This is a genomic window from Mesorhizobium sp. BH1-1-4, from assembly GCF_020165665.1.
GTDB lineage: Bacteria > Pseudomonadota > Alphaproteobacteria > Rhizobiales > Rhizobiaceae > Mesorhizobium.
In genome coordinates this window covers 286813-308406 of record NZ_JAIUIN010000006.1, presented here as the reverse complement: position 1 = coordinate 308406, position 21594 = coordinate 286813, and the positions used below count along the sequence as shown (strand labels likewise).

The 21594-nt window shown below is 63.8% G+C and carries 24 protein-coding genes; 4 read left to right on the top strand and 20 right to left on the bottom strand.

Translation table 11 applies throughout. The features are described from left to right. Nucleotides 1-33 precede the first annotated feature (33 nt). The 9 genes from ftsH to ybgC all read right to left on the bottom strand — a co-directional run bounded on the left by ftsH (nucleotide 34) and on the right by ybgC (nucleotide 9971). Nucleotides 34-1962 carry an ATP-dependent zinc metalloprotease FtsH gene (gene ftsH / locus LB569_RS14350; RefSeq protein ID WP_140702355.1) on the bottom strand — a complete coding sequence of 643 codons (1929 nt, stop codon included), beginning with the start codon at nucleotides 1960-1962 and terminating at the stop codon, nucleotides 34-36. A 123-nt stretch (nucleotides 1963-2085) separates the two neighbouring features. After that, entirely contained in the window at nucleotides 2086-3453 is a 1368-nt protein-coding gene (gene tilS / locus LB569_RS14345; RefSeq protein ID WP_224692879.1) for a tRNA lysidine(34) synthetase TilS, read from the bottom strand. A 58-nt stretch (nucleotides 3454-3511) separates the two neighbouring features. Then, entirely contained in the window at nucleotides 3512-4606 is a 1095-nt protein-coding gene (gene ybgF, locus LB569_RS14340) for a tol-pal system protein YbgF (RefSeq protein WP_224692878.1), read from the bottom strand. Between the two features lie 179 nt (nucleotides 4607-4785). After that, nucleotides 4786-5292, bottom strand: coding sequence for a peptidoglycan-associated lipoprotein Pal (pal, locus tag LB569_RS14335; RefSeq protein ID WP_127279987.1), 507 nt, complete (start codon nucleotides 5290-5292; stop codon nucleotides 4786-4788). A 247-nt stretch (nucleotides 5293-5539) separates the two neighbouring features. Next, complete coding sequence (gene tolB / locus LB569_RS14330) at nucleotides 5540-6844, bottom strand: Tol-Pal system beta propeller repeat protein TolB (protein WP_140702362.1); 1305 nt, start codon at nucleotides 6842-6844, stop codon at nucleotides 5540-5542. A 38-nt stretch (nucleotides 6845-6882) separates the two neighbouring features. Beyond that, a complete protein-coding gene (locus tag LB569_RS14325; protein WP_224692877.1) occupies nucleotides 6883-8040 on the bottom strand; it encodes a TonB family protein in 1158 nt (385 codons plus the stop codon). Nucleotides 8041-8047: 7 nt separating this feature from the next. Next, complete coding sequence (gene tolR, locus LB569_RS14320; RefSeq protein ID WP_140702364.1) at nucleotides 8048-8503, bottom strand: protein TolR; 456 nt, start codon at nucleotides 8501-8503, stop codon at nucleotides 8048-8050. A 10-nt stretch (nucleotides 8504-8513) separates the two neighbouring features. Then, a complete protein-coding gene (gene tolQ / locus LB569_RS14315; RefSeq protein WP_140702365.1) occupies nucleotides 8514-9224 on the bottom strand; it encodes a protein TolQ in 711 nt (236 codons plus the stop codon). A 273-nt stretch (nucleotides 9225-9497) separates the two neighbouring features. Further along, nucleotides 9498-9971 (bottom strand): tol-pal system-associated acyl-CoA thioesterase, encoded by a 474-nt coding sequence (ybgC, locus tag LB569_RS14310; RefSeq protein ID WP_224692876.1) that lies wholly within the window; start codon nucleotides 9969-9971, stop codon nucleotides 9498-9500. Nucleotides 9972-10024: 53 nt separating this feature from the next. Between ybgC and LB569_RS14305 the strand changes: the two genes are divergently transcribed. Further along, nucleotides 10025-11275, top strand: coding sequence for a glycoside hydrolase family 5 protein (locus tag LB569_RS14305; RefSeq protein ID WP_224692875.1), 1251 nt, complete (start codon nucleotides 10025-10027; stop codon nucleotides 11273-11275). 8 nt (nucleotides 11276-11283) lie between these two features. Here the strand turns inward: LB569_RS14305 and LB569_RS14300 are convergent, their stop codons facing one another. From LB569_RS14300 to LB569_RS14265, 8 genes are all read right to left on the bottom strand, one after another. Next, nucleotides 11284-12180: a metallophosphoesterase gene (locus LB569_RS14300; protein ID WP_224692874.1), complete on the bottom strand. Its 897-nt coding sequence runs from the start codon at nucleotides 12178-12180 to the stop codon at nucleotides 11284-11286. Between the two features lie 165 nt (nucleotides 12181-12345). After that, the gene (gene ruvB / locus LB569_RS14295; protein ID WP_140702370.1) at nucleotides 12346-13383 is read right to left on the bottom strand and encodes a Holliday junction branch migration DNA helicase RuvB; all 1038 of its coding nucleotides are present in this window, start codon (nucleotides 13381-13383) and stop codon (nucleotides 12346-12348) included. Beyond that, nucleotides 13380-13784, bottom strand: a complete 405-nt coding sequence (locus LB569_RS14290; protein WP_224537547.1) for a PIN domain-containing protein — start codon at nucleotides 13782-13784, stop codon at nucleotides 13380-13382. Before LB569_RS14290 ends, ruvB begins: the two co-directional genes overlap by 4 nt. Beyond that, nucleotides 13781-14065 (bottom strand): AbrB/MazE/SpoVT family DNA-binding domain-containing protein, encoded by a 285-nt coding sequence (locus tag LB569_RS14285; protein WP_140702371.1) that lies wholly within the window; start codon nucleotides 14063-14065, stop codon nucleotides 13781-13783. Before LB569_RS14285 ends, LB569_RS14290 begins: the two co-directional genes overlap by 4 nt. A gap of 64 nt (nucleotides 14066-14129) precedes the next feature. Then, a complete protein-coding gene (gene ruvA / locus LB569_RS14280) occupies nucleotides 14130-14750 on the bottom strand; it encodes a Holliday junction branch migration protein RuvA (RefSeq protein WP_224692873.1) in 621 nt (206 codons plus the stop codon). A 13-nt stretch (nucleotides 14751-14763) separates the two neighbouring features. Beyond that, nucleotides 14764-15273 carry a crossover junction endodeoxyribonuclease RuvC gene (ruvC, locus tag LB569_RS14275; RefSeq protein WP_224692872.1) on the bottom strand — a complete coding sequence of 170 codons (510 nt, stop codon included), beginning with the start codon at nucleotides 15271-15273 and terminating at the stop codon, nucleotides 14764-14766. A 93-nt stretch (nucleotides 15274-15366) separates the two neighbouring features. Beyond that, the gene (locus LB569_RS14270) at nucleotides 15367-15900 is read right to left on the bottom strand and encodes a DUF1465 family protein (protein ID WP_140702380.1); all 534 of its coding nucleotides are present in this window, start codon (nucleotides 15898-15900) and stop codon (nucleotides 15367-15369) included. A gap of 385 nt (nucleotides 15901-16285) precedes the next feature. Then, nucleotides 16286-16666, bottom strand: a complete 381-nt coding sequence (locus LB569_RS14265) for a hypothetical protein (protein WP_224537546.1) — start codon at nucleotides 16664-16666, stop codon at nucleotides 16286-16288. A 335-nt stretch (nucleotides 16667-17001) separates the two neighbouring features. Here LB569_RS14265 and LB569_RS14260 point away from each other — a divergent pair, with 335 nt between their 5' ends. Then, a complete protein-coding gene (locus LB569_RS14260; RefSeq protein ID WP_224692871.1) occupies nucleotides 17002-17553 on the top strand; it encodes a DUF2269 family protein in 552 nt (183 codons plus the stop codon). Between the two features lie 35 nt (nucleotides 17554-17588). On the opposite strand, the gene LB569_RS14255 is transcribed toward LB569_RS14260, so the two are convergent. The 3 genes from LB569_RS14255 to LB569_RS14245 form a co-directional block, all read right to left on the bottom strand. Continuing rightward, nucleotides 17589-18359 carry a sulfite exporter TauE/SafE family protein gene (locus LB569_RS14255; protein WP_224692870.1) on the bottom strand — a complete coding sequence of 257 codons (771 nt, stop codon included), beginning with the start codon at nucleotides 18357-18359 and terminating at the stop codon, nucleotides 17589-17591. Between the two features lie 116 nt (nucleotides 18360-18475). After that, nucleotides 18476-19204, bottom strand: coding sequence for a class I SAM-dependent methyltransferase (locus LB569_RS14250; RefSeq protein ID WP_224692869.1), 729 nt, complete (start codon nucleotides 19202-19204; stop codon nucleotides 18476-18478). A gap of 76 nt (nucleotides 19205-19280) precedes the next feature. Then, on the bottom strand, nucleotides 19281-19739 hold the full coding sequence (locus tag LB569_RS14245; protein WP_224692868.1) for an Lrp/AsnC family transcriptional regulator: 459 nt from the start codon (nucleotides 19737-19739) through the stop codon (nucleotides 19281-19283). A 132-nt stretch (nucleotides 19740-19871) separates the two neighbouring features. Here LB569_RS14245 and LB569_RS14240 point away from each other — a divergent pair, with 132 nt between their 5' ends. Both LB569_RS14240 and LB569_RS14235 read left to right on the top strand, forming a co-directional pair. Next, entirely contained in the window at nucleotides 19872-20777 is a 906-nt protein-coding gene (locus tag LB569_RS14240; protein ID WP_224692867.1) for a DMT family transporter, read from the top strand. A 130-nt stretch (nucleotides 20778-20907) separates the two neighbouring features. Beyond that, nucleotides 20908-21555, top strand: coding sequence for a thiamine phosphate synthase (locus LB569_RS14235; protein WP_224692866.1), 648 nt, complete (start codon nucleotides 20908-20910; stop codon nucleotides 21553-21555). The last annotated feature ends 39 nt before the right edge of the window (nucleotides 21556-21594 follow it).

The following is a 21594-nucleotide window of genomic DNA, read 5'->3' as shown; positions in this document are numbered from 1 at the left end:
CATGGCGTTCCGTGAACGGTGAACCGCTCTGCTCTAGCTCGACGGCTGTGGCTCCATGCCGCCTTCCGGCTCGGGACCCTTCTTGCGGCGACCACCGGACTTCGGCACGGCCGAGCCACGGCTCGGCGGCGTGTCGTCGCCGAGGTCGCGCGAGGGTTTGTTGCCCGCGATCAACTGCTTGATCTCCTCACCCGACAGCGTCTCGTATTCGAGCAGGCCTTGCGCCAGCGCGATCCATTCCTTCTTCTTCTTGGTCAGGATGGACTTCGCGGTCGAGTAGGCCTCGTCGATCAGGCGGCGCACTTCGCCGTCGATGATCTGCGCGGTCTCTTCCGAGATGTTCTGCGTGCGCGCCACCGAATGGCCGAGGAACACTTCCTCCTGGTTGTCGCCATAGGCGACATGGCCGAGCTTGTCGGAGAAGCCCCAGCGCGTGACCATGGCACGCGCCAGCTTGGTCGCCTGCTCGATGTCGGAGGAGGCGCCCGACGTGATGTTCTCCTTGCCGAACTTGAACTCCTCGGCGACGCGGCCACCCATCATGATGGCGAGGCGCGAGACCATGTACTTGTAGCTCATCGAATAGCGGTCGCCTTCCGGCAACTGCATGACCATGCCGAGCGCCCGGCCGCGCGGGATGATGGTCGCCTTGTGCAGCGGATCGGCCGACGGAACATTGAGCGCCAGGATGGCGTGGCCGGCCTCGTGATAGGCGGTCAGTTCCTTCTCGGCCTGCGTCATGGCCGAGGAGCGGCGCTCCGCGCCCATCATGATCTTGTCCTTGGCGTCCTCGAACTCGGCCATGGTGACGAGGCGCTTGTTGCGCCGCGCCGCCATCAGCGCGGATTCGTTGACCAGGTTCATCAGGTCGGCGCCGGAAAAACCGGGCGTGCCACGGGCGACCACCTTGAGGTCGACATTGGGCGCCAGCGGCACGTTGCGCACATGCACCTTGAGGATCTTCTCGCGGCCGACGATGTCGGGGTTGGGCACCACCACCTGGCGGTCGAAACGGCCCGGACGCAGCAGCGCCGGATCGAGCACGTCGGGCCGGTTGGTGGCGGCGATCAGGATGATGCTTTCGTTGGACTCGAAACCATCCATCTCGACCAGCAGCTGGTTCAGCGTCTGCTCGCGTTCGTCATTGCCGCCGCCGAGACCGGCGCCGCGATGACGTCCGACGGCGTCGATTTCGTCGATGAAGATGATGCAGGGCGCGTTCTTCTTGGCCTGGTCGAACATGTCGCGGACACGGGACGCACCGACGCCGACGAACATTTCGACGAAGTCCGAACCCGAAATGGTGAAGAACGGCACGTTGGCTTCACCGGCGACCGAGCGGGCAAGCAGCGTCTTGCCGGTGCCGGGAGGGCCGACCAGCAGCACGCCGCGCGGAATCTTGCCGCCCAGGCGCTGGAACTTCTGCGGATCGCGCAGGAATTCGACGATCTCTTCCAGATCTTCCTTGGCTTCATCGACGCCGGCGACGTCCTGGAACGTGACGCGGCCATGCGCCTCGGTCAGCAGCTTGGCCTTCGACTTGCCAAAGCCCATGGCGCGCCCGGAACCGGATTGCATCTGGCGCATGAAGAATATCCATACGCCAAGGATGAGGATCATCGGCAGCCAGGAGATCAGGTAGCCGAACAACGAATTGGAGCCGTCGGTCTCGGGCCGCGCATTTATGGTGACGTTCTTGTCCTGCAGCCGCGAGACCAGTTGGGGATCGCCCGGCGAATAGGTCTGGAAGCCGCTGGAATTGTCGGTGTAGGTGCCGGTGATGCGGGCGCCGGCAATGGTCACCGTCTTGACCCGGCCCGCCGCGACATCCTGCAGGAACTGCGAATAAGGCACATCGCTCGAAGCCCCGCGCGTCTGCGGCGTCTGGAACAGATTGAAGAGGGCGATGAGCAGGACCGCTATGATCGCCCAGAGCGCGAGGTTGCGATAATTCGGATTCATCAATTGTCCCGTTGGCGTCCGCGAGCGGACACGCGTGGTGAGAGGAAACTTGGGCCTAACATAGGGAGAGCACCTCCCCTTGCCAAGCAGAACAGCATGTCTGGGTTAAGCTTTCGCGCAGCATCAACCGGCACTGTGGCCGCGCCACGGCAAGGCAGGAAGCGGCGCCGCTCCGATCAACCCTGCCACGGAGCGCGCCAGAGCCAGATCGAAGGACGGCAGGAAGCGGCCGAAGGGAGCAACGACGGGTGAGGCCACGAACCCTTGCGATGCCGGCCAATCGGCAGCAGGCCCACCCCTCTCGGCGGTTTGCTGCAAGGCCGGTTCGGCGGCCAACGCCGCGCGCATCAGGCTTGGCGGGGTTTCGCCCCGGGCGACAGCCAGCCGCTTCGCCGCCGCTGCCCCGAAGGGCGCGATCAACAATGCGTTGCTGGCGTCGTTCAACGTGATCTGGCGCCGGCCGTCCCAGATGGCGGCGTCTACCATGGCCGCGGCCACCGGCAAGCCTCGCATCTCCCGGCGCAGGAAGATGCCGGCGCGCCGGAAGTCGACCACCGTCCGCGACAATGTGGCGCAAAGAAATCCGGCCTTCAGCCGGCCGAACAGCGCCTCGCCGCGGGCTTGGTCCGGCGGAAAGGCCATCCCGCCCGAGGTCGCCAGAAGAATGCGCAATGCGTAAACGGCCGCCCGCTCATCGGCCACGCTGAGCAGGGCCGGATCGAGCCGGATGAGGCCCGCTGCCGGCTGGCTGGCAAAGCGCTCGACCAGACAGCCGGCAGCGTCGCCAAGCCGCGTCCGGGCGCCGGCCTCGCGCGCGGCCAATGCCAGCGCCTCGGTCATGCGCCGCGCGCCGGCCTCGCCGGCAAGGGTTGCGCGCATGCGCGGTCGCTCGAAGGCTTCATCTGCATTGGTCGGGTCCTCGGCCCAGCCCACCTGCTGGCGCCGCAGGAAATCGCGCAGCGCCTGGCGCCGCACGCCAAGAAGCGGTCGCACGATCCAGTCGTGCCAGTCATGCAAGGTGGCGGGCGCCATGCCGGCAAGGCCCCGGCCCTCGTCGCCGGCCGCATCGTTGCGGTCACGCCGCATCAGCACGGTCTCGGCCTGGTCGTCGGATGTATGTCCGGTCACGATCAGGCCGATGCCTTCCGCCCGGGCGGCGCCCGCCAGCAGCCGGTAGCGCGCCTCGCGCGCCGCCGCCGGCAGGCCGGTCGACGGTTTTTCTCCGGCCCAGGCCAGGATGCGGTGGGCGATGCCGCGTTCCGCGCAAAGCTTCGCCACGGCCCGCGCCTCATCGGCCGAACCTTGCCGCAAGCCGTGGTCGATCGTGACCGCGAGCAGCTTCGCGGACGGTGCGGTTTTGTCGAGATGTTGTTTGAGAAGGAGAAGGAGTGCGGTCGAATCGCTGCCGCCGGACACGGCCGCAACGGCGCCGTTGGAAAAATCGATATGCGAAAAAATTCCGGTCGAAAGATCAGGCCCGAAGTCGAGCATCAATGCATGTCGCGCAAGAGGGGTCCCGGTTTTGGGACGACGACATGCCTCGGAAAAATCAGCACGCAGCCAGGGCCTTCTCCTGCTTGACGCGTTCCTTGAGCGTGGCCGAAATATCGGGGTAACGCTTGCCGACCTCGCTGAAGGTGGCGCAGGCGACATCGTGCTGCTTGAGGCCGACCAGCGACACACCGAGCTTCAACAGCATGTCGGGGGCCTTCTTTGCCTTGGGGTAATCCTTGCTGGCGGCGAGGAACACCTCGGCCGCGTCGCGGTATTTCTGCTGACCAAGCAGCGATTCACCCAGCCAGTAATGCGCGTCCGCCGTCTTGGCGTCCTTGGGGAAGCGGGAGATATGGTCGCGGAAACCCTGTTCGGCGGTGCCGTAGTCGCCCGACAGGATGAACTGGTAGGAGTTGCGGTAGAGCTCTTCGGGATCCTTGGTGGAGGGCAGCGCCGCGACCACCGTGCCGCCGGACTTGCCGGCCTTGGCCGGCGCGCCGGTGGCTGGTGCCGTGTCCTGTGCCGGCGCGGTTGCCTGGGTGCTGCCGCCGGCATCGATCACATTGCCATTCTTGTCGACGGTGATGGAACCAAAGGTTTTTTCGGGCGCTCCCGTACCCGAGGTCACCTTGCCAGGGTTGCCATCGGGAGACTCGACGATGACGTCCTCGACCGTCTTGCCGCCCGCGGATTGATCGCCGCCGGGCGCGGCGCCGGCATCAGCCGGCGCCTGGGTTGCCGGGGCCGAGGCCACGTCGGTGTTGGTTCCGGTGGTGGCATCGGATTTCTTCTGCGCCGGCGGTTGTCCACCTTGCGAACCGCCTTCGAGCTGCTGAAAGCGGAACTCATTGTCTTCCTGCTGTTTGCGGATCTGTTCCTGCATCTGCAGGATCTGGAAATTGAGTTCCTCGACCTTGCCGTTCAGCTGCCGCAACTGGTCCTCGAGCCCGGTCACGCCGGCGCCGCTCGACTGCGCGAACTGGACCTGATCCTGCTTTTTCTTCTCACCGAAAAGGCTGGGCAACTCGAGTGTCGGCAGATGCAAGGAAAAGCCGCTCTCGGTTGGTTGCCCGGTACCGCTCGCCAAAGCGGTTGCGCCTGATAGGAGCAGCAGCGCCAGGGTGCCGCCCAAAACCGATCTCAAATGCATGTGCCTCTCGCCGTCCAATCGTTAGCTTGTTCGCGCCTTCCAATCGATGTGAGACCAGCCAAGCGCCCTCGGCTCATAGCAGGGCGCGAGACTTCGGCCAAATTTTGTTTCGGGCACCGGGATATGAAAAAGGCGGCCCGAGAGCCGCCTTTCACAAAGAGGTGTTGTATTTTTGCCGATCAGGAGCCGGCGCCGCTGAGCGTGGTGACCGCGCGGCGGTTCTGCGACCAGCAGGAGATGTCGTCGCACACGGCGACCGGGCGTTCCTTGCCGTAGGAAATCGTCTTGAGGCGGCTGGCCGAGACGCCCTTGGAAACCAGGAAGTCGCGGGTGGCCGCGGCGCGGCGGGCGCCGAGCGCCAGATTGTATTCGCGCGTGCCACGTTCGTCGGCATGGCCTTCGACGACGATGGCATACTGCTTGTACTGATTCAGCCACTGCGCCTGGCGTGACAGCGTCGTCTGCGCATCGGCACGGATCGAGGTCGAGTCCGTGTCGAAGAAGATGCGGTCGCCGATGTTGACGGTGAAGTCCTGCGCCGAGCCCGGCGTTGCCGCGCCCGCGCCGTTGAGGCCAAGATCAGCCGCGTTGTTCGGCGTCTTCTTCGAGGCGCAACCCGCGACGGCGAGCATCGCCACCAGCGCGATCATGACTGGGTTTCTGGTAAGTGCTGCGATACGGCCCATGCCGCCTCTCCTTCGTATTCGAGTGGTCGTGTTTCGAGTGATTTCGTTGATCACCCAGTAACCACGTTTGGGTTAACCGGCATTCAAGAAACACGGTTAAAATTTGGTTAGGCTGCCCGTCCGCAGCCGTTTCGTCCAAGCCACAGTTGGCGCGGACCCTAGGCGGAAATGCGGCCAAAACGCGACGAAGACATGGAAAAGGGGCCGAAACGGCCCCTTTTCCATGTCTGTGGCAAATCAGTCGAAACTATTCTAGCAGTGGCGACCAGGCCGGATCCGAAGCAAAATTCGCCGTCGGGACCGGCTGCTCGTTGCGGCCGCTGAGATCGACGGAAACCAGTTTCGGGCCGCCATTGGAGTCGCGGAAGAACATCAGCACGCGGCCGTTGGGTGCCCAGGTCGGCCCTTCCTGCTGGAAGCCGGACGACAGGATGCGCTCGCCAGAGCCGTCGGTCTTCATGACGCCGATCTGAAATTCGCCGCCGCTCTGCTTGGTGAAGGCGATGAGGTCGCCGCGCGGCGACCACACCGGCGTCGAATAGACGCCGTCGCCGAAGGAGATACGGGTCTGGCCCGAACCGTCGGCGCCCATCACGTAGATCTGCGCGCGACCGCCACGGTCGGAGGTGAACACCACCTTGCTGCCGTCCGGCGAATAGGAGGGCGAGGTGTCGATGGCGGTCGAGTTGGTCAGCCGCGTGGTCGAACGGCTGCGCAGATCCATGGCGAAGATATTGGAATTGCCGTCGTCGCGCAGCAGGCTCATGATCACCTTCTGGCCGTCGGGCGAGAAGCGCGGCGCGAACGTCATGCCCGGAAAATTGCCGACCAGTTCGCGCTGCCCGGTCTCGATCTGCAGGAGATAGACCCGGGGCTGCCCGCTCTCATAGGACATGTAGGTGATTTCCTGCCGGTTCGGCGAGAAACGCGGCGTCAGCACGATCGACCTGCCGTCCGAGAGATAGCGCACATTGGCGCCGTCCTGGTCCATGATGGCGAGGCGCTTCTTGCGCGCGTTCTTGGCGCCGGACTCGTCGATGAAGACCACGCGTGTGTCGAAATAGCCCTTCTCGCCGGTGATCTTCTCATAGATCGCATCGGCGATGATGTGGGCGACGCGGCGTTGATTGGCGTCGTTGGCGAAAAACTGCTCGCCGGCCAGCTGCGTGTTGCCAAAAATATCCCACAGCCGGTACTGGGCGCGGATGCGGCCATCCGCTTCCTTGCTGACGCTTCCAGTCACCAGAGCCTGCGCGTTGATGACCTTCCAGTCTTCATAACGGGGAGGGGCGTCGGGGTTCGAGATCTTTTCGACAAAGGCGGCCTTGTCGATCGGCGCGAACAGTCCTGACCGTTTCAGATCGGCTGTGACGATTGCCGATATCTGCGCTCCGAGCTCTCCCTGAAAGTCGGGGATGGCGATCGGCATCGGCTCGACATTGCCTTTGTTGACGTTGAGCTCGAGGGTTGCCCGAGCAGGCAAGGTGGCGACAGAGATTATGCCCATCGCCATCGCGGCGACCATCAGGAGCGGCTTGAGGATGGATTTCATGTCTTCTCGCTTCTCTTGCTGATTTTTGGGTGCTCAGGCTAAAGGCCAAGCATCGCTCTTGGATCGAAGTTGACGCGAACGTCAGACCATATGTCCTGCTTCCCCGCGGGAACCTGCAATCCGGCAACGTCGCATTTCTGCACGGCGCGAACCGCACTGGCGTCGAATTGGGGGTTGCCGCTGGACTTTTCGACAGTCGGGCGGCCTTCCAGCTTGCCCGAGGCGTCCAGGTTGAAGCGGATGACCACGGTGAAATCCTCGGACCCTTCGAGGCCAACCGGAAGGGTCCAGCAATGACCGAGCTGATCTTCCAGGGCCCCCTGCTCCGACTTCGACAGCTTCTGGCCCTGATCCTTGTCACCGCCGAGCGAAGCCTGCTGTGTCGAGCGCTTGGCGCCGCCGCCGGACGGTTTCTGCTTGTCGAGCAGGGCTGATATCTCGTCGGCGTTGTACTGCTTTTCATCGGACTTCGGCTTCGACGAGGCTTCCTTGACCGGCTTCTCGGCATCCTTGCGGTCCGGCGCCTTGGCGCTTTCGGCCTGTGCCGGCTGCGGCTTAGGCCGCGCTTCCGGCGCGGGCGCCGAACTCGGCAGTTGCGTCTCTTCGGTCGGCGGATCCTTGGCTATCGCCTCGGCGACGGCATCCGGCTTGACCTCGGGCGTCGGATCGATGGCCGCGGTCTTGTCCTGCGGCGGCGGGGTCGGCGCCGGCTTGGCCGGTGTCGGCTTGGGTTCCGTCTGCTTGACCGGCTCGGGCTTGACCTCTTCCTTGGGCGTCGGCGCCGGCGCCACTTCCGTCGCCGGAGTGGGTTTCGGCTTTTCCTGCGGTTTCGGCACGTCCTCGGTCTTCGGCTGTTCCTTGGGCGTGGGCGCGGGGGGCGGGGCCGACGTCGTGTCGACCGGTTTCGGCCTGGCTTCCGGCGTTATCGGTTTGTCCGTGTCGGTGCTGTTCTCGCCCACTTTCTGCGCATCGGCCACGATATCGGGACGCTTGGTCGGCGTTGGCGCCGGCTTCTCATGCATCACGGCCTTCTTGTCGCCCTGCAGCGTCTGCGCGATGGCTTCCATCGGCACGATATCGACCGCGACCGACTCCACGTCGGCCGACGGCAGCGCGGCCGGCGCCGACAGCGTGAACAGGCCGAAGGCCAGCGCCGCCGTATGCAGGATCACCGATGTGGTGAGGCCGGTCCTCATCGTGGGTCTATTGATCCTGTTCCTGCAGTGAAACCAGGCCGATGTTCTTGTAGCCAGCGGCCGAAATGCGGGCCATGACCTTCATCGCCGTGCCGTAGTCGGTCGACTTGTCGCCACGAATGAAGATGCGTTCCTCGTAGCCGGTCTTGGAAATCGCCTGCAGCTTGGCGACCAACTCGTCCATCGGGATCTCGGTCTCCTGCAGGAAAATCTTGCCGGTGGCGTCGATCGAAACGGTGATCGGCTGCGTGTCGGCATTCATCGCCTTGGCCTGCGTGTCCGGCAGATCGATCGGCACGCCGACCGTCAGCATGGGTGCCGCGACCATGAAGATGATCAAAAGCACCAACATCACGTCGACCATCGGCGTGACGTTGATTTCCGACATCAGCGCGTGATGGCGGCCGCGCCGCCTGTGGCCGCGCCCGCCGCGTCCTCCACCCATGCCTACGGACATACCCATCAGTTACTCCTCAGGCCTTCGGCGCGACTTTTTCATCGATTTGGCGCGAGAGTATGGCGGAGAACTCGTCGGAGAACCCTTCCATGCGCACCGCGATCTTGCTCGCGTCGGACGACAGCTTGTTGTAGGCGATGACCGCGGGAATGGCGGCGAGCAGGCCGATGGCTGTCGCCAGCAGCGCCTCGGCGATGCCGGGCGCGACCACCGCCAGGCTGGTGTTCTTGGAACCGGCAATGGCCTGGAACGAGGTCATGATGCCGATGACGGTGCCGAACAGGCCGATGAAGGGTGCCGCCGAGCCGGTGGTGGCGAGGAAGCCGAGGCGGCCCTCGAGCTTCTCCATCTCGCGCGTCAGCGCCAGGTCCATGGCCTTGTCGATGCGGGTCTGCAGGCCGAGCGGCGACTTGGCGCCTTTCTCGAAACTCTTCTTCCATTCGCGCATGGCGGCGACGAAAATGGCGCCCATGCCTGTCGTCTTGCGGTCGGCGAGGGTGCGGTAGAGCTCCTCCAGCGACTGCCCGGACCAGAAGACCTGCTCGAAGCGGTTCAGCGCCAGCCGCATGCGACCATAGGCGACCAGCTTGTCGACAATGATCGCCCAGGTCCACACCGAGGCGCAGAGCAACCCGATCATGACCAGCTTGACCACCCAGCTGGCCTGCATGAACAGCGCCCAAATCGACAATTGCGCGCCCGGGTCGGCGAGTGCGATATTTTCCATCGTTACGTCCTTAAGATTTTCCGGGCGAAGCTGGCGGCTGGCCCATGGCATCCCTTGTGGTCGGTTCGCACGAAGCTACCGGACACCCCAAACCGTGCCGTTAGCGGCCTTTTCGGGGCAAATATTGGTGAAAGGAAGGCGCTGGATAACGCCAATCTTCACCAATCTCTTCATGAACCGTTATGGTTAAGGATGGGTTAGTATATAAGGCGCGGCGCATTGCCGCGCCCGGAGCAGGGCGACCGGTATTTGCCAGCGGCTGAGACCAGGGGTCTAGCCGGAGGTCTTTGGCATAAACGCCGCGACCCATTCTTTTGGAAACCGGCGCGGCCGGCCGTTCTCGCCGATGATCGCCGCCTCGACCTTGGCCTCGACCAGCACCTCGTCGCCCCGCTTGAGTTGCTGCGCCATGAAGATGCGCGCGCCGGAAATCTCCTGCGTGCGGGTGTCGACGGTCAGAATGTCATCGATGCGGGCGGGGACGCGAAAGTCGATCTCCATGCGGCGCACCACCCACACGATCTTCTCGCCATGCTTGCCTTCGGCGAGTTCGGTGTGACGCACGCCGGTGAGCCTGAGATAGTCGGAGCGGCCGCGCTCGAGGAATTCGAGATAGCGCGCGTGGTAGACGACGCCCGAGAAGTCGGTGTCGGCATAATAGACCCGCGCCATCAGCCGGTGGCCGGACGTCGTCAGCGCGCCGGAGAGCCCAGCCAGCAATGCCGTGGATTCACCATGATCGCCCATTGCGCTTCCCTTTTGGATGCCGACACGGCAGGTATTTTTGGCGCAATGATCCGATGGCACTGTTGACGACGATGATCAAGACCTTGACGGCAGTCGTGCTGGCGCTGGCGGCTTCGACACTTTCGGGTGAGGCGGCGACCTTCTCGATGAAGCGCGGTCTCAACCTCGACCAATGGATCACCTGGCCGGGCGAGGATCAGTGGCGCGATGCCAAAACCATCCTGCCCTACCCGGAATGGCGCAAGTTCCTCAATGAGGATGACCTCAAGGCGCTGAAGGATGCCGGCTTCGATTTCCTGCGCATGCCGGTCGATCCGTCGCCTTTCCTCTCGGAAAAGACAACGGACCTGCGTGACCAACTCTATGCCAGCGTGCTGGACTCGGCGCGCATGATCAACCGCGCCGGGCTGAAAGTCATCGTCGACATGCACCTGATCCCGGCCGGCGGCAGCCGCAAGATCGGCATGGCTGAGGTGATGGACGACCCCGCGACCTTCGACCGCTACGTCGAGATGGTGCGCGGCATGGCGCGCACGCTGGCGGGCGAGGATCCTGGAAAGGTCGCTTTCGAACCGATGAACGAACCGATCGTCGATTGCGACAGCGACGGCACCAGCCTGTGGCCCGACCGCGAGCGCAAGCTGTTCGCCGCGGCGCGCGCCTCGGCGACGAAATTGACGCTGATCCTGACCGGAGCCTGCTATTCCTCTGCCTCGTCGCTGCAGAAGATCGACCCGAAGGCGATCCCCGACGACAACGTGATCTGGACCTTCCATTCCTACGATCCGTTCCTGCTCACCCACCAGGGCGCGACCTGGGCTGGCGACTTCATCCCTTACGTGACCGGCCTGCCCTATCCGCTGACGGCGGTGCCCAAGGCTGAGCTCGACGTGACGCTCGACACCATCCGCGCCCGGATCAAGGCCGAGGCGCCATGGGCGAGGCAGAGCGGCCTGCTTGCCTATCTCGACGAGCAGGTCGCCAGCATGGACAGCCCCGAGAAGCTGCTTGGCCTGATGGAAGCGCCGTTCAAGGCCGTCGAAGCCTGGGCGAAGGCCAACGGCATCAAGCCGGAGGACATCACGCTGGGCGAGTTCGGCATGATCCGCCAGGAATATGGCAATGCCTATGTCATGCCGGCGCGCTACCGTGCCGCCTATGTCAGGGACATGATCGCGCGCGCCGAGGCGCACGGCTTTTCATGGTCGGTGTGGAGCTATGGCGGCGCTTTCGGCGTCGTCGATGCGTTCAATGGCGACAAGGCCGAGCCTGACGTTATGGACGCGATCCGAAGCCTGCCCTGAAGTGCCGGTCAGCCGAGGTCGATCTGCAGGATTTCCGGGCGCATGCCGAAACGGATGGGCAGGTTGCTGAAGCCGAGCCCGCCCGAGACGATCAGATCGCGGTCGTTCTCCACGACATGGCCATAGGCATACCGATTGCCGTACTGCGACGGCACGATGGGCGAATAGCCGAACAGCCGCACCTGCCCGCCATGGGTGTGTCCCGACAGCGTCAGCGACACACGTGACGGCACTTTTGGAAATATGTCCGGCTCGTGCGCCAGCAGGATGACAGGCGAGGCGTCGCTGACCTTGGCCAGCGTGCCGTCGAGATCGTCCAGTCCCCTCGGAGGCTCGTGCTTCCTTTTCGGCAATAGCGCCAACTGGTCGGCAAGGCCGGCGATCCACACGCCATGTCCGTCCTTTTCCAGGCGCACGGCGTCGTTCTCCAGCACCGGGATGCCGGCCTTCTCCAGGGCCTTGCGCGCGATCGTCGGGCCAACCTCGGCACGCTGCGCGAACCCGTCGGCCCACCAGTCGTGATTGCCGAGGATCGACAGCACGCCGAGCGGCGCCTTGAGGCCCGACAGGGCACCAGCCCATTCCGGCGGCGTCACCCTTTGCGACACCAGGCGCATGCCGGCGATGTAGTCGCCGAGCAGCACGATCAGGTCCGGCTGCAAGGCATTCGCCTCCTCGGCAAGCGAGGCAATCCGTTCCGGCGTCATCCACGGCCGGCAGGCATGGATGTCGGCGAGCGCGACGACGCGCAGCTTCAGGCCGTCAGGCCAATGCGGCGGCGTCAGCGCATAGCGCTTCACATGCGTCAGCAGCATCGGCTCGATGCCGACGGCATAGGCGCTGAACGAGGCAACCGACAGGAACGACCCGCCGATGAAGCGCAGGAATCCGCGTCTGGTTATCATTGGTTGGCTCCGGCACCTGGATCGTTCACGCATGCCCTGAAGGCAGCGGGCCGATACAATCCATGAATACGCCGGCAAGCCGGCGAAGATGAGGAGAATTTGCGCAGGCCCGTTCACTGATGCTTGATCACGGGTTCGGGAACCCGTCGCTGATCGCTTGCCCGGCTATTCTTCCTGGAACAGGTTGATCTGCTGTTGCGCAAGATCCTTTGGCGCATCGAGGCCCAGATGACGCCAGGCATTGGCGGTCAGCATGCGGCCGCGCGGCGTGCGCTGGATGAAGCCCTGCTGGATCAGATAGGGCTCGATAATGTCCTCGATGGCGTCGCGCGGTTCGGACAGGCCGGCCGCGATCGTCTCGATGCCGACCGGCCCGCCGCCGAAATTGCGGGCGATCATCGAGAGGTAGCGGCGGTCGAGCGCGTCGAGGCCGAGTGCGTCGACCTCGAGCCGGGTCAAGGCTTCGTCGGCGACCAGCCGGTCGACATGGCCGTCTCCGGCGACCGAGGCGAAATCGCGCACGCGGCGCAACAGCCGGCCGGCGATGCGCGGCGTGCCGCGCGCGCGCCGCGCGATCTCGAGCGCGCCGTCGTCGCCGAGCGGCATCTGCAGGATGCGGGCGCCGCGCCGCACGATCTGTTCCAGCTCCTCGACCGTGTAGAAATTGAGCCGCACCGGAATGCCGAAGCGGTCGCGCAGCGGATTGGTGAGCAGGCCAAGCCGCGTGGTGGCGGCGACCAGCGTGAAACGGGCAAGGTCGATCTTGACCGAGCGCGCCGCCGGCCCCTCGCCGATGATCAGGTCGAGCTGGAAATCCTCCATCGCCGGATAGAGGATTTCCTCCACCGCCGGGTTGAGCCGGTGGATCTCGTCGATGAACAGCACGTCGCCTTCCTCGAGATTGGTGAGCAGGGCCGCGAGATCGCCGGCCTTGGCGATAACCGGGCCGGAGGTTGAGCGGAAATTGACGCCGAGCTCACGCGCCATGATCTGCGCCAGCGTCGTCTTGCCTAGCCCCGGCGGTCCGACGAACAGCACATGGTCGAGCGCTTCCTTGCGGCCCTTGGCGGCCTCGATGAAGACTTTGAGGTTTGCCCGCACCGCCGCCTGGCCGACGAAATCGTCAAGCGTCTGCGGCCGCAAGGTCTGCTCGGCATCCTCGCCGCGTTTGTCGGGAGCAATGAGGCGGGGAGAAAGGCTCATGCCAGCAATTCCATGCTTGCAATGGACCTTGCAGCCCGCTGATCGAAAGTGACCGTGTGGGAACAGCCCACATTTCGGTTGTGTTCGGCGATGAGCGCATCGGAAAAGTCAACCTGCGGCATGTTAGACCTTTCGAGCGCGATCACGATGGCATCGAAATCCTCGAACACCAACGTTCTGATTTTCAGCAGCCTTTGGACTGCCGCAAGGACTTGTTCCTTGGACATCCTGTAGCGAGAAATGAGCGACCAACTGAACTCGACCAGGACAATCAGACTGACAAAGCCTGGGGTATCCTCACTAAGACCTTTGCCGAAAGCCAAGGCTTTTGCCCTTTGCTCGGCATCATCGTTCAGTACCATTCGAAGCAGAACGTTCGTATCGATGCCTATCGACGTCACGCGTCGCCCTCACGCCCGCCATTCGGCGCACCCCCGACAACATGCCGCCCAACCGCGTCCCGAACCTCGGCATCGATTTCCTCGAACGAAGCCGGACCGCCGGGTGGATCTCCCAGGAATCCGGCGAGGTCAGCAAAGTCGAGATTGCGCGGCGTTCCGATCAAGTAGCCATCCACCACCGTCCAGGCGATCATGTCACCGGCCTTGAGCGACAACGCATCCCTGACGTCCTTTGGGATGGTAAGCTGGCCTTTCGATGTCAGGCTTGCATAAGCACCCATTCTTCTTACTTTCTAAGAAATTCCTTACAAAGGATATTGTAGTTGGAATTTTGTTTTCAAGCAATCACCGCGCCAGTTCCCTCAGCCCGAAGCGGATGAGCTTCGAGGCATCGGCATCCTCGCCCGCGGTCTTCAGCGCGGCCGACACCGCATTGGCGGCGGTGTCGCGGGAATAGCCGAGATTGACCAGCGCCGAGACGGCGTCGGTGATCGGCGCCGGCGCCACGCCTTCGCCGAGCTCCTGTTTCAGGCCGATCGTGCCGGAGGCAGCGCCGGCATAGGCCGGCGCCTTGGCCTTCAATTCGGTGACGATGCGCTCGGCCACCTTCTTGCCGACACCGGGCGCACGCGAAACCATGGCGATGTCGCGCAACGCGATGGCATTGGCGAGGTCGGCCGGCGCCAGCGTCGACAGGATGGCGAGCGCCACCTTGGCGCCGACACCCGGCACATTGTTCATCAGCAGCCGGAACCATTCGCGCTCGAGTTGCGACTGGAAACCATAGAGCCGGATCATGTCCTCGCGCACATAGGTCTCGATGAACAGCACCACCGCTTCGCCGGGCGAAGGCAGTGCGGCAAGCGTGCGGGTCGAGCAGTAAGCGACATATCCGACGCCGTGGATATCGACGAGACAATGGTCTTCGTCGATCTCGTCGAGCGTGCCCTTGAGTTTGCCGATCATCACAAACAGCCTCTCATGATGCCAGCGCCAGCCGATAGGCGGCACTTTGCCGGTGATGCGCGTGGCAAATCGCGATGGCCAGCGCGTCGGCGGCATGTTCGGTGTCGAAGGTCGCTTTCGGCAACAGCACCTTCACCATCATGTGGATCTGCTTCTTGTCGCCATGACCGACGCCGATCACCGCTTTCTTCACCGCATTGGGCGCGTATTCGGCGACGACGAGGCCCGCCCGCGCCGGCACCAGCATGGCGATGCCGCGCGCCTGGCCGAGTTTCAGCGTCGCCACGGCGTCCTTGTTGACGAAAGTCTGTTCGACCGCGGCCTCATGCGGCATGGCCTGGTGCAGGATCTCGGCGAGCCCGTCATGCAGTTGACAGAGCCGCGTCGCCAGCGCCGCCTTGTCCTCGGAGCGCACGGTGCCCGAAGCGACGAAGCGCAAGGAATTGCCGAGGCTCTCGACGATGCCCCAGCCGGTGCGCCTGAGCCCCGGATCGATACCGATGATGCGAATCGCGTCCCCCATGCCGTGAGTGTACCTCCGGCGGACAGCGATGCCAGCGAAAAGTGAACAAACCGGAAACGACCGCCCGCCAACAGGGGAAGGCTTCGACGTTTCTCAGTTGCGGGCGAAGGCGGTGTTGAGGAGGCTGATCTGGTCCGAGACCGGATTGGGCCGGCGAGCCACGGGCTGCATGTCGACCATCGCGCCAGCGCCATAAATCTCTTCGTCCATGCGGCGCACCAGGGCCTGCAGGCGCAGCGACCGGTTGACGAGGTCGAGGAAATCGTTCGGCAGTTCAGCCCAGCCGGCCGCCTCGTCATGGGCGGAAGCGGTGTCGAGGCGCACCTTCGACTTTTCCGAAGCGACCTGATCGCGCGTCATCTCGCCGGAATTCGCCGCGCGCTGCAAAAGCAGCCATGAGGCGACCTGCATCAGCCTGGTTGTCAGCCGCATCGATTCGGCCGCGTAGAGCGTGGCCGCCAGCCGCGACAGTTTCTTGGCCTCGGCCCGACCCTTGCCGTCGAGATACTCCGCCGCCTGTTCAACCAGGCCCATGCCTTCCTGGTAAAGCGGTTTGAAGGAGTGCGAAAACACCCGGCGTTCCGCCAGCTTGACGGTTTTCGCAATGCCCTTCGACGGCTCGTTCATTGATAACGCCCCTGCACTTGCAACCGGTCGATTCGGCTCTGTGCCGATACACCCGTGACCTTATAAAACTGAAGCTTGAAAATGCGCTTCGTCCGGGGTGAAGGCAAGTACATGTTTAACAGAAGGTTAACGGCGACCGGCGTCGCGGGATGCCGCCGGAACGCGGACAAAAAAAGAGCCGCGGATAAGGCGGCTCTCAGGAGTTTAACAGGGAGGCGTCAAACAAAGTGGCTCCAACCACTCGGTAAGAATCCAGATCACTGGATGGACATAGTAAACGCCTGTAAAGCTTAATGAATCCTTAACATCCCTGATATTTTTTGACCCGACACGCTGCTCCTGTGCCGTAACAGCACAGCCGCACAGGCCAGGTTTCGGCCTTCCCTCAGGCCTTTTTCCACACCACCGGCAAGGCAATGAAGGCGAACAGCAGCATGCCCGCGTAGAAGCCGATCGAAGATATCCCCAGCAATGGCTCGATCCCCGGATTTCCGGCAAGCAGTATATAAAGGCCGATCATCAGCCCGATGCCGCTGATTGCCGTCAGCCAGAAATGGACGAGGGCCAGCGTCTTTTGCCCGGCCGCCGGAAACAGGTGATAAAAGAACCCGAAGACCGCCGACATCAGCCAGCCAGCCACCATGATGTGGGCGTGGGTCGGCATCTGGCCATGGTCTTCGCTGATCGCCATGTGAATGCCGAGCGCCATGCCGCACAGCGCGTAGATGATCGCCAGCGTGAAGAAATTCCGTGCTACCCCTTGCATATTAGTCCCCCTGGATGCCTTTTCCCGTTTTCGGGAATGGGTTGATTGTCAGACGATTTTCATCGCCGCCGGCTCGCCAGCGTCGGCGCTCTAGCATCGCCCATGTTTCCGGACGATGTCGCGCCTCCCCTCCCGACAGGTCGTATATTAGCAGAAACAAATCCGGGCACCCGCGTTCGTTGTAGGTTGTACCCGTGAAAAAGGGGGGCGAAACACAGCCGGATTTTTCACGACATCGTTCCGAAACACGCGCCGCGCTAAACGCCCGCTCCTCTGGCGGCTGGCGCAGATCCGCGCCACCGCGAACCCGGACGAACTGTCCCACGGAGCAACGCATGGACTGGTATTCGATCGTCAAATTCCTTCACGTCGTCACGGCCACCCTGTGGGTCGGCGGCGGCTTCGTTCTGTTCCTGCTTGGCCTGCTTGCCGAGCGCGCCGGCAACATCGACGACAAGCTGCAGGCGATGCGCGCCAGCGGCGAACTGGGCGGCCGCTTCTTCGCGCCGATGTCGATGCTGACCCTGGTCTTCGGCCTCGTCATGTGCGGCTTATGGGTCGGCTTTTCCGATCTATGGGTCGTGATCGGCCTCGCAGGCTACGCCACGACCTTCTTCATCGGCATGTTCGTCTTCAAGCCGACCGGCGAGCGCATGGGCGCGATGATCGCCAAGGACGGCGTCGCGCCAGCCGTTCTTGGCGTTGGCCAGCGGATGATGCGCGTAGCGCGGTTCGACTATGCCGTGATGCTGGTCGTCGTCGCCGACATGGTGCTCAAGCCGACACCACATGACATCGGCATTCTGGCCGGCATGGCGTTGGTTGTCGCGATCGGCGCCATCCTGGCATTCGCTGGCGCCCGGCGCCTCGTCCCGAGCACCGCCTGACCAACCGTGAGCGCGGCGCAAAGCCGACACGCCCGCTACATCAGGCCAGCGATGCCGTCCCACAGAAGCTTCAGCGCCACGACCGCGACAGTGGCGTAGGTAAAGGGATAAAAAACCTCCGGCCGCATGCGCCGCACCAGCCACGCGCCGGCGATGGTCGACAGCGGCGCCAGCGGCATCAGCACGGCGGATGCCGTCAGATTGGCGGTGTCGAACTGGCCGAGCGCGAAATAGGGGATGAGCTTCAGCGCGTTGGTGGCGGCAAAGAAGATCGCCGCCGTGCCCGACAGCACCTTGGGGTCGAGCCGGATCGGCAAGGCATAGACCTGGAAGGGCGGTCCACCGACATGGGCGACGAAGCTGGTGAACCCGGCGACCGTGCCCCATACGGCCGCAGCCACGCGATTGGGTGGGGCTGCATGGTCGGAACCATGACGAAACTCCAGATAGAGCCAGCGCAGCACGAAGATGATGGCGACGGCGCCGACGATCAGCCGCACCGCTTCCTCGGTGACGAGTGCCGCCGTCAGCCAGCCAAGCCCGATGCCGATGATGGCGCCCGGCATCATGTCGACCAGCATCTTGCGATCGTACACGCCCCACCACGTCCACACCGAGACGATGTCCATCAGGCACAGGATCGGCAGCAGGATGGCGGCAGCCTGCACCGGTGGCATGGTCAGCGCCATCAGCGGCACGCCGACGAAACCGACGGCGCCGCCGAAGCCGCCCTTGGACAGGCCGACCAGAATGACCGCCGGGATGGCGGCCGCGTAGAACCACGGATCGAGAAGCAGGCCTGACATGGAAGGGACTGGTCTGGAGGGAAAGCGCGTCAACGCCTGAATAGCCCAGAATCGCCTGCTCGGCGACCGCAAATATAGGCTGGCAGCGGCATATCGGGCCGACCAGCTTTGAACACCTATCGGCGCGCCGAAACCAGCAGGAACATCGGCCGTTCCAGCTCTTCCGCCAGCTCCGGCCTGGCCGCGATCTGCGCGTCCGTCGGACGGAATTCCTCGACATGTTCGATCGTGAAACCCGTCCGGATCAGCGTGTTGAGCGTGGTGCCGATGGTGCGGTGATGTTTCACCACTCCCTTGGCCAGCCAGTCGGTCTTGCGCGGCCCTTCCACCAGATACCGGTCGACAGGCCAGGTCTTTTTCCCCGCCCCGTCGATCGACCAGCCGGGACTGGTCGGCGCCATGTAGATCGGATGCTCCATCGAGAAGACGACATGGCCGCCGGGTGACAGGGCCTGATGCACGGTCCCGAACAGGCGCTCGATGTCCTCGACATAATGCAAGGCGAGCGAACTGTAGGCGAGATCGAAGCTGGCTTGTGGCAGGCTGAGCTGGTCGAGGTCGGTTCCGGCATAGGTGATGCCCGTATCCGGGCCGGCCGCTCTCGCGCGGGCAAGCATCTTCTCCGATAGGTCCAGCCCAAGCACCTGCGCCGCCCCATGCTGATGCGCCCAGCGGCAGAACCATCCAAAGCCGCAGCCGAGGTCGACGATCCTCAGGCCCGCGACACCGGGCAGCATCGCGCGCAGCGCCGGCCATTCGGCGGCACCATCCAGGCCCTCGACCGAGCGGCCAAGCTTACTATAGCCCGCGAAGAAATCCGGCTGATCGTAGATGTTCTGCGCCATGTTCTCTTGCTCCTCGGGCATCCGGCGGAAAGACCGGCATTTGGTGGCCGCGCCTTTCCACCATGGCCTGGCGGAGTCAAGACGATGAGGCCGGCGGCAACCCCAGTGGCGGCGGACGCCGCCGGATCGGCTGCGCCTTGACGATGGCGGTACTGGTCTCGGCCTTGTCGGCGATACGGTCGAGAATGCAGTCGAGATCGCCGATCGAGCGCACGAACAGACGGGCGACGAAACAATCGTCGCCGGTCACCTTGTCGCATTCGCCAAACGCTTCCATTTCCTCGATCAGTTTCTGGACGATGTGCAGCTTGCCCGGCAGAGGTTTGATCCGCACGATCGCCTGCAGCGTATAGCCCAGCGCCAGCGGATCGATCTCGACGGTGAACGCCCGGATGACGCCGCGCTCCTCGAGGCGCCGCAACCGCTCCGAAACGCTCGGCGACGACAGCCCGACCTGGGCCGCCAGATCCTTCAGCGAGGTCCGCGCATCCCTGACCAGGATTTCCAACAGATTTCGGTCGAGCTCGTCCAGCATTTCTTTTTTCTCGCGGATTCCAAGGTGACGCCTAATATAATTAGGAAATATATCCATATCGCCTTTACGAGCAGATGGAAAGCCCCGACATCGCATGAGATTATGCTGGCTCAACGGGTTCAGAGGCTTATCATGAACGATACGGTACGCGGCACGGTCGAGATGTCGGCCGCAATGGCGATCCTGGGAACGATCGGATGGTTCGTCATCATGTCCGGCCAGCCGATCATGGATGTCGTGTTCTGGCGCTGCGCGTTCGGCGCGCTGACGCTGCTCGTCATCTGCGTTTCGCTTGGATTGTTGCGCAACAGGCTGTCGTTGCGCATCGTCGGCCTCGCGGCACTTGGCGGCGCGGCCATCGTCATCAACTGGCTGCTGCTGTTCAGCGCATTCTCACGCGCCTCCATCTCGATCGCCACCGCGGTCTACAACACGCAACCCTTCATGCTGGTCGGCTTCGGCGCGGTCTTCTTCGCCGAGCGGCTGACATTGGCCAAGCTGACCTGGCTCGCCATCGCCTTCGCCGGCATGGTTCTGATCGTCGGGGCCGCCCCAGACGCCGGCGATGTCGGCACGAACTATTTCGCCGGCATCCTGATGGCGCTCGCCGCCGCCTTCTTCTGGGCCGTCGCGGCAATCGTCACCAAGAAACTCAAGGGCACCCCGCCGCATCTGATCGCGCTCATCCAGGTCTGCGTCGGCGTCGTCATGCTGGCGCCCTTCGCCAATCTTTCGCATCTTCCCGCCGACCCATGGAGCTGGGCCATGCTGGCAACGCTCGGCATCGTCCACACCGGCCTGATGTACATCCTGATGTACGGCGCCATCCAGAAACTGCCGACGCATCTGCAGGGGTCGCTGTCCTTCATCTATCCGGTGGTGGCGATCCTGGTCGATGTCACCGCCTTCGGCCACCGGCTGCATCTCAGTCAGGTCGTCGGCGCCGCCGCCATCCTGATCGCTGCCGCCGGCATGAACCTCGGCTGGACATTGTGGAAATCGAGACCGTCCGCCGCGAGCCCCCAGCCGATCAAGTAAGGCGGCACGCCGGCTGCAGGCCGGTCAAAACGCGATCCTGGCTGCCCGCCTGTTCAAAGCGGGCAGTTTGCTCTATGCCGCAATCCAACCATCTTCGCCCGGCATAGGCGAAACCCGGGATCGAAGAACCATGAACGACGCCACACCCCCAAATCGTTGCCGCATCGTGCTGATCGCGCCGCCCGGCGTGCCGGCCGCCCGCATTGCCGCCGCATTCGACGGCGGCGACGTCGCCTCGCTGATCCTGCCGGAGAACGGCATGGACGAGGCCTCCTTCCAGGCCTTCGCCGAGCAGGTCGTGCCGGCGGCGCAGGCCGCGGGCGTGGCTGTCATCATCGCCGGCGACACCCGCATTGCCGGCCGGGTCCAGGCCGACGGCATCCATGTCGAGGTCTCCAAGGCCGAACTCGCCGAGACGATCGAGCATTTCCAGGCGAAAATGATGGTCGGCGCCGGCGGCGCCAAGACGCGTGACGACGCGCTCGAGCTTGGCGAGACAAGGCCGGACTACATCTTCTTCGGCCGCTTCGGCTACGACAACAAGCCCGAGCCCCATCCGCGCAACCTGTCATTGGGGGAATGGTGGGCGCGGATGATCCAGATCCCTTGCATCGTCGAGGCCGGTTCCGATCTTGCATCCGTCGAAACCGTGGCCGCCACCGGCGCCGAATTCGTCGCGCTGTCGAGTGCCGTGTTCGCCGACGGCGTCGATCCGAAGGCAGCGATAGCCCGGGCCAATGCGCTGCTCGACGAAACAGCGCCGCGCTTCGAGGATTGACGTGTCCCTGGCAAGGCTTTCCCTTCAGGCCCTGCTTGC